The organism is Corynebacterium sp. UMB10321, assembly GCF_030228725.1.
Lineage (GTDB): Bacteria > Actinomycetota > Actinomycetes > Mycobacteriales > Mycobacteriaceae > Corynebacterium > Corynebacterium pseudogenitalium.
Genome location: NZ_JASOZC010000007.1, coordinates 117594 through 125205 on the forward strand (window position 1 = coordinate 117594; position 7612 = coordinate 125205).

7 protein-coding genes and 1 pseudogene are annotated in these 7612 nt (G+C 60.6%); 5 read left to right on the forward strand and 3 right to left on the reverse strand.

Features of this window, described 5'->3' with window-relative positions:
- Window positions 1-62 precede the first annotated feature (62 nt).
- The 5 genes from QP752_RS08170 (at window position 63) to QP752_RS08190 (ending at window position 5867) form a co-directional block, all read left to right on the forward strand.
- Window positions 63-746: a response regulator transcription factor gene (locus tag QP752_RS08170; RefSeq protein WP_070362658.1), complete on the forward strand. Its 684-nt coding sequence runs from the start codon at window positions 63-65 to the stop codon at window positions 744-746.
- Window positions 743-1885, forward strand: a complete 1143-nt coding sequence (locus QP752_RS08175) for a HAMP domain-containing sensor histidine kinase (RefSeq protein ID WP_256006435.1) — start codon at window positions 743-745, stop codon at window positions 1883-1885. Before QP752_RS08170 ends, QP752_RS08175 begins: the two co-directional genes overlap by 4 nt.
- Complete coding sequence (locus QP752_RS08180) at window positions 1882-4017, forward strand: DEAD/DEAH box helicase (RefSeq protein ID WP_070976269.1); 2136 nt, start codon at window positions 1882-1884, stop codon at window positions 4015-4017. The genes QP752_RS08175 and QP752_RS08180 overlap by 4 nt, the downstream gene beginning before the upstream one ends.
- 89 nt (window positions 4018-4106) lie before the next feature.
- On the forward strand, window positions 4107-4925 hold the full coding sequence (locus tag QP752_RS08185) for a trypsin-like serine protease (RefSeq protein WP_070362655.1): 819 nt from the start codon (window positions 4107-4109) through the stop codon (window positions 4923-4925).
- A 39-nt stretch (window positions 4926-4964) separates the two neighbouring features.
- On the forward strand, window positions 4965-5867 hold the full coding sequence (locus tag QP752_RS08190; RefSeq protein ID WP_284805242.1) for a trypsin-like serine protease: 903 nt from the start codon (window positions 4965-4967) through the stop codon (window positions 5865-5867).
- 3 nt (window positions 5868-5870) lie between these two features.
- On the opposite strand, the gene QP752_RS08195 is transcribed toward QP752_RS08190, so the two are convergent.
- The 3 genes and pseudogenes from QP752_RS08195 to QP752_RS08205 all read right to left on the reverse strand — a co-directional run.
- Entirely contained in the window at window positions 5871-6356 is a 486-nt protein-coding gene (locus QP752_RS08195; RefSeq protein WP_070479480.1) for a DUF2269 family protein, read from the reverse strand.
- Window positions 6357-6386: 30 nt separating this feature from the next.
- Window positions 6387-7022, reverse strand: coding sequence for an HNH endonuclease family protein (locus QP752_RS08200; protein ID WP_070976274.1), 636 nt, complete (start codon window positions 7020-7022; stop codon window positions 6387-6389).
- 2 nt (window positions 7023-7024) lie between these two features.
- Window positions 7025-7612, reverse strand: a pseudogene (locus QP752_RS08205) (sodium:proline symporter); the annotation flags it as partial.

Sequence of the window (7612 nt, forward strand, 5' to 3'; positions counted from 1 at the left end):
CGTAAGAAGCCCCAATTAGAATCACAGCAGAATACAAGAACTCCAACGTGGAAGGGGCTGTTGTGGCTGCACCGCCGAAGATTTTGATCGTTGAGGACGAGACGCTGCTCGCCGATGCGTTAGGCAAAGCACTGCGCCGTGAGGACATGCTCGTTGATGTGCGTTACGACGGCCGCTCCGCGCTCGACCGCCTGGAATCACAACCGATAGATGTGATCGTGCTCGACCGAGATATCCCCGAGGTTCACGGCGACGACGTCTGTGCAACCGTCCGTGAGCTGTACCCAAACACGCGGGTGCTGATGCTCACGGCGTCCGCAACGCTCGAGGATCGTCTCCAAGGCTTCGAGATTGGGGCGGACGACTATCTGACCAAGCCGTTCGAGCTGCCCGAGTTGCTGGCTCGCGTCAAAGCCTTGTTGCGACGAGCCGCACCTGAAACAACCTCGACGCTCACGTGCGGCGACGTCATCCTCGACAGAGGCACTCACCAAGTCCACCGAAGCGGCGCGTCGATTGCGTTGTCGCCGAAAGAGTTCGCGGTGCTTGAAACGCTGATGCGAGCACAGGGGCACGTTATTTCCGCGGAGCAGCTCTTAGAAGAGGCATGGGACGCGAACGCGGACCCGTTCTCCAATTCGATTCGCGTCACTATCTCGCACTTGCGGCGCAAGCTGGGGCAGCCTTGGATTGTGCAAACAATGCCCGGCGCTGGCTACTACGTTGCGGAGGAGCCGTACCAATGAGGCTTTCACTTCGCGCGCGTACGTCGTGGTTGTTCGTGGCAACGGTTTTTACCGCAGGGCTGAGTTTGACTGCGGTGGTGTACCTCTACCTGCGCCTGACTCCGGTACCTGTGCAAGCTGTCATCGAGGGCGTCGGGGGCGTTCCCGGCAGTGACGGAGCATTTATTGATGGGTCCGTGCCCATCTCACACGAGGTGCTCAACGTGATGCTCGGCGCCTCGCTCGTCGCGCTGTGCGTGCTGACGGCGCTCGCCGGCGCCATCGGTTGGTTCGTCGCGGGTGTGTTGCTCAAACCCGTACGTACCATCGCGGCGACTGCACGTCTGGTCTCTGCTGGCGATCTTGATCAGCGGTTCGACTACGAAGGCCCCGCTGACGATGTCGCTGACCTCGCGCACGCACTCGACTCGATGCTGGAGTCCCTCGCGCACTCCATCGCGGCACGGCAACGCTTTGCATCAAACGCGTCCCATGAGCTGAAAACCCCGATCGCTACCATTCAGACCATCGCAGATGTCGCGCTACTAGACCCGAATGCACCTGCAGAGGAGCTACGCGACGCCATCCGCGACATCCGCACCGTGAATGCGTCGTCTGCGGAGATGGTCACGTCGCTGCTGAACTTCAGCCAGGCCGAGGCCAAAGTACTCGAGGCGCGCGACATTAACATCTCAGAGCTCATTACCACTGTCGCCTCGAGCGCCGAAGGTATCGACGCCACCATCGAGCCAGACATTCACGTCCTCGGCGACGTCGTGCTATTGCGCCACGCGATCCAAAACCTCATCGAGAATGCTCGTATCCACGGCGTGGACGGGACTGTGCAGGTGCGTGTTTGCCGGACTGGATCCGGTGATGGGGTCGAAGTGGGCGTCGTCAATGATGGGGACGTGTTGGACCCTGCCACAGTCAGCCAGCTCGTAGAGCCATTTAGCAGGGCGAATGCGCGCGTTGCTGGTGCGCGTCCGGGGCACGGACTAGGGCTGGCGCTGGTTGATACGATTGCGCGTGCGCACCACGGGGAGTTGGAGCTCGAGGCGCGAAGCGCTGAAGTTGGTGGCGGACTCGTGGCGCGGATGACATTGCCAGTGGCGAATAGGAAAATCACTGCAGGGTGGCGTACTGTGGGGAAACAATGATCACTTCCGAAAACGCCACCGGCGGCGAGAAAGAGCCGGATATGAATGTGTCGGAAAATCAGGAAAACCCGCAGGATGTCGCAGCGGATGCTGCACGTGAGGACACCAGGGATGCGGGAGTTTCTGAGGAAACCGGCGCTGCGCAAGACGCAGCCAATGCCGAAACTAATGAGACTGAGCAGATTTTGAGCCTTGCCGACGTCGTCGGTGGCGACGTGGCGGACCTCGCTGGGAGCGAGGCGGACGAGGCCACAGAGGCAGACGAGACCGCTGAAGAGCCAGTGAACGGGTTCGAGAACCTGAATCTGCCTGAAGAAGTCGTGGATGCCGTGAAGAAGGTTGGCTTTGAGCAGCCATCCGCGATTCAGGCTGAAACCATTCCACTGTTGATGGAAGGCCGCGACGTTGTCGGCCTTGCGCAAACGGGTACCGGTAAGACGGCCGCGTTCGCGCTGCCGATCCTTTCGCGGATCAACCGCAAGGAGCGCTACCCGCAGGCACTGATCCTCGCGCCTACACGTGAGCTTGCGCTGCAGGTATCAGACTCCTTCCAGTCGTTTGCAGACCACCTTGGCGGGATCTCCGTGCTTCCGATTTACGGTGGCCAGGCATACGGTATCCAGTTGTCCGGTCTGCGCCGCGGTGCCCAGATCATCGTGGGTACTCCGGGCCGCGTCATCGATCACTTGGAGAAGGGTTCGTTGGACATTTCCAACCTGCGCTTCCTTGTCCTCGATGAGGCAGACGAGATGCTGAACATGGGCTTCCAGGAAGACGTGGAACGCATCTTGGAGGACACACCGGAAGAGAAGCAGGTTGCGCTGTTCTCTGCGACGATGCCGAACGCTATTCGCCGTATCTCGAAGCAGTACCTCGACAACCCGACTGAAGTCACGGTGAAGTCGAAGACGCGCACCAATACGAACATCACCCAGCGTTACCTGTTCACGGCGCACCGCAACAAGCTCGATGCGATCACCCGAATCCTTGAAGTCACTGAGTTTGAGGCAATGATTGTCTTCGTGCGTACGAAGCAGGAGACTGAGGAGCTGGCTGAGAAGTTGCGTGCCCGCGGGTTCTCCGCAGCTGCGATCAACGGCGACATCGCTCAGCAGCAGCGTGAGCGTACCGTTGATCAGCTTCGCGACGGCCGCCTTGACATCCTGGTCGCTACCGATGTCGCTGCTCGTGGCCTGGACGTTGAGCGCATCAGCCACGTGCTGAACTACGACATCCCGAATGACACCGAGTCATACGTGCACCGCATTGGTCGCACCGGGCGTGCAGGCCGTACAGGTGAGGCGATCCTCTTTGTCACTCCGCGTGAGCGTCGCATGCTGCGCTCCATTGAGCGCGTAACCAACGCGACCATCGAAGAGATGGATCTGCCGACGGTCGACGAGGTCAACGAGAGCCGCAAGACGAAGTTTATGGACTCCATCACCGAGTCGCTCGAGGCGAGCGAGGTGCAGGTGTTTAGGTCCATGGTCCGCGAATACTCCGCTGCCAACAACGTGCCGATGGACGACATCGCCGCCGCTTTGGCAACGCAGGCTTTGGCGGGTGACGAGTTCCTGATGAAGGAGCCGCCGAAGGACCGCCGCGATCGGCGGGACCGTGATCGGTGGGATCGCGACGACCGCCGTGGCCGCGGGCGTGACCGTGATGACCGTCGTGGAGGCCGCAGCCGCTTCGACCACGATTCGGAGAACTTCGACACCTACCGCCTGGATGTTGGCAAGCGCCAGCATGTTCGCCCGGGTGCAATCGTTGGTGCGCTCGCCAACGAGGGGGGCTTGAGCTCCAAGGACTTTGGTCGCATCACTATCGGTGGGGACTTCACCCTGGTTGAGCTGCCGAAGAACCTGGACAGCGCGGTCCTTGATCGTTTGACGGATACCCGTATTTCCGGTCAGCTGATCAATATTCAGCGTGATCACGGTGCACCTCCGCGCGGACGCGGCGGGCGCGGGCGCGGTGGATACGACCGCGATGATCGCCGCGGTGGCCGCGGGCGCGGGCGTGGCGGTTACGACCGCGATGATCGCCGCGGTGGCCGCGGGCGGGGACGTGGCGGTTACGACCGCGACGATCGCCGCGGTGGCCGCGGGCATGACCGCAACTGGGACTAAGCGCCCTTGAACCTGAGCGCACCTGCTGAGTAATGACTACTCGGCGGGTGCGTTTTTCATAGCTTGGTTGTGCAGTAGACTGCACAGGCATGAAGTTGAATCGCCGTTTGCTCACGCTGGGGTGGGCGCTTGCGCTCGGAGTGGGCGTCGTAACGAACTTGCCGACTGCGCAGGCACAGAACCTGCAGCGCGTAGAGCAGGGCGGAGCCGTGATGGTTGAAGGCGGCGGTTACTGCACCGTCGGATTTAATGAACCGTCTCGCAGGCGAAGCCTGGTTGCGGCGCACTGCGGACCGGACGGTGCGCGTGTGCGCATCGTGGACCACAACGCGAGGGTTGCATCGCCACAGCTCGGCACCCTGTATCGCTCGAAGGCGTACGACGGCCGCCTTGGCAATGACTGGGCCGCTATCCAGTGGGACGCGCCGGTGCAGATCGGTGGCAACCGGTTCTCCGGTGACGCGTGGGTAAACCCAAACACTATCGCCGTCGGTGAGCGCGTGTGCTACTTCGGGCAAACATCGAACCGGCCGACGGGCGCCCCCACGTGTGGTCGATTCGGCGGAGCAGAAGGAAATACGTTCTTCGTCGAAGCGCCGATGACCCGTCCCGGCGACTCCGGTGGCCCGCTGTGGATTCCGGGCCGCGGATTTGTTGGCGTTGTTTCTTCGCAGTGGGTTGCACAAAAGGTACCGCTGCTGGGTTCGCGCGACCTGGTAGTTGGCGTGCACGCTACTGATGGGCCTCGCGTCGCTGAGTCACGCCTGTTGGGCCTGTATGCGCAGAACCTCATGATGCCGGCTTCGGGTTCGGCCGTTGGCCCGGCTGCCGATGCGGTTCGTGGCGCTGTGACGGACGGGTTCAGCGCACTCGCAGGGTTCCTACCAGGCGTAGTGAATTACAGCTAGCTCACTAGCATTCCTGCAGAACTGTGCCAGTATAGAAGTATGTTGACAAGGAAATTCATATCTTCGCTGGCCGTCGCAGCATGCTCGACTGCAGTCCTCGTGCCAAGCGCTACCGCGGCACCAATCCAGCCGACCCAGGGTGATGCTATCTATACCGGTAGTGGTCTGTGCACGCTGGGATTTAACGATCATGAAGCTGGTGTCAGTTACACCGCTGCGCACTGTGGACACGACGGGGCTCGTATCGCGTTATACGACAGGAAAACTGATCGTCCCACTACGGAGAGCATCGGGACGCTGCATCTCTCGCCTGGATACGATCATTCATTTTCGAACGACTTTGCCTGGATCGAGTGGGACCGGGGCGTGTCGATGGGCGAAAACATCTACTCCGGTGACGCAAAGGCCGACATCACTTCGATCAAGCGTGGCGTGAAAACGTGCTTCCATGGGGAAACATCTCACATGGGCACGAACGACGTTACGTGCGGGAAGTTCCATCGCGCTGCGCGTGGTGGGGGAGGGTTTTCTGCGACGGTGGGCTCACCCCAGTCAGGCGACTCCGGTGGACCGATTTGGGTCGAGGAACAGGACGGGACAAAGAAGTTTGCAGGGGTCTTGTCAGCCGGCCCAGCATTCGGCAACGCAGGTTTCGCCAGCATAAATGGCATCAAGATTAACGGAAAGGATTGGCTGTGGGCCGCCCCGATTGTTGAGGGGAAGAGGGTGAGTCAGTCCGAGGCGTCGGACCTGGTTTTTGGAGCTGCTGGCATAAATGAAGCCGGTCTCTACGACCGGCTGCTGTCCTCCGACAAGAGCTCGGAGCGGGACTCCTCGTCGAAATCCGAAAGCTCCAGCGATATGACACCGGGTGAGATTGCCGCGATCGTTGTTCCGATCGTGTTGGCGTTGCTTAGCCTGGCGTCGTCGATAAAGCTCTAGTAACTACACAGTTGGTGCTGGCAAGAACATCAGCACCAACACGATGAACCACAAAAGGTTAAAGACACCAGCGAACGCGGAAGCCTTAGCTTTCGACTTTTCAAAGTTCGCGGTGACATCGGCTGGGTCGGCCTCGGCTGGCTCCAGCTCACCGAGTGTACCGACCATCTTGCGCTGGGTCGGGATGACCACGAAAAGCAGCAGTGCCCAGGCGATGACTGCCAACACGATAGAGGTGTGCAGGAAGTAGTTCGTCTTGTACGCAGCCCAGTCGCCGAAGAGGATGGCGACACCGAGCAGCGGAACGAGTGATGACGCGATGCCGTAAGTGCGCGAGATGCGGTACAGGATCGACGCGCGACCGGCAGCGGCCGCATCGCCCGCCTGTGCTTCAGCGGCCTGGCGCGGGAACATCGAGGTGGATACGACAATCGGGCCCAGCAGCAAGATGGCGGCTGCGACGTGAAGGAAAGTTAACAGAGTAGTCATAGGCAACCACTGTACTTGATACGTCCACCATCACCTAGGCGAATTGGTGGTAGGGAACATACCAATTCCAATGAGGTGGGCGGCGACGCCTCGCCATCCCTTGCATGCACGGCGCATTGTGCGAAGGTCATTGGTGGTTACGCGCAGGTCGTACATGTTTGCAACGCGTGCCAGCTGCCGTGCGTATGCGCATTGCTGCGGGATCGATGGAGGCATCCACTCGCTCGGTAGCATGTCTGATTTTTGTTGGTTCGCCTTGCTCGAGGTCACGATGAGGTTGTGGGGGTCATTCGCGAACCGGAGTCGCTGCTCGTCGCTCCAGGCGAAAGCACCCATGTCCCATGCTGCGGAGAGGGGGAAGAGGTGGTCGAGCTCCACATCCTTAGGTCTGATGCGTTCGCGGGTGTACGGATCGATAACGTCAACCGGCTCCCACTGCCGGTGGGGAACGTTGCAATTAGGCTGCTCAAACGCGTACGCCATGGCATGCTCGCGAGTCGTACATCCGGTGGCGTGGCGTTGCCAGCCTGGTCCGAAGTTGTCCCGCTCGTAGCCGATGATAGTAACGCGTTGGCGGGTTGTGGGGGCGTCGATACGCGAAAACCCCGTTGGAAACGGGGCGTACGCGATGGTCAGGATAAGTAGCAGAGTGAGGTAAACACGCACGTCTAGTTAGACGCGTGGGAGTCCCCTTCGGTTCCCGCAGTCGCCTTGAGCGCGTCAGCAAACGTTGCGTCCGGAGTGGTCAGCGCAAAGTTCGTCACTGCAAGAGCATGGTCAAACTCGTCTTCGACGCCCTGCTTCGGCTTGGTCAGCAAGGAGACAGCGACAAGCGCGATCGTCGCGAATGCGATACCCGGAACGATTTCGTAGATGATGCCGGACAGCGTGTCGGAGGAGCCCCACACGAAGACCGTGATTGCACCGACGATCATGCCAGCGATGGCGCCCGGGGCAGTGAGACGACGCCAGTACAACGATGCAATTACAACGGGACCGAAGCTTGCGCCGAAGCCTGCCCACGCGAACGCGACCAGGCCCAGGATCGTGTCCGATGGGTTGATCGCCAGCACCATCGCGACCGCTGCAACCAAGACCACCATCGTGCGCGAGAGCACCAGCAGCGCCGTCTGGCTCGGACGCTGCTTCGCCACGGCCCGATAGATGTCCTCAATAAGCGCGGAGGAGGTGATCAATAGTTGGGAGGACATTGTGGACATAATCGCCGCGAGCACCGCTGTAAGGACGATACCTGC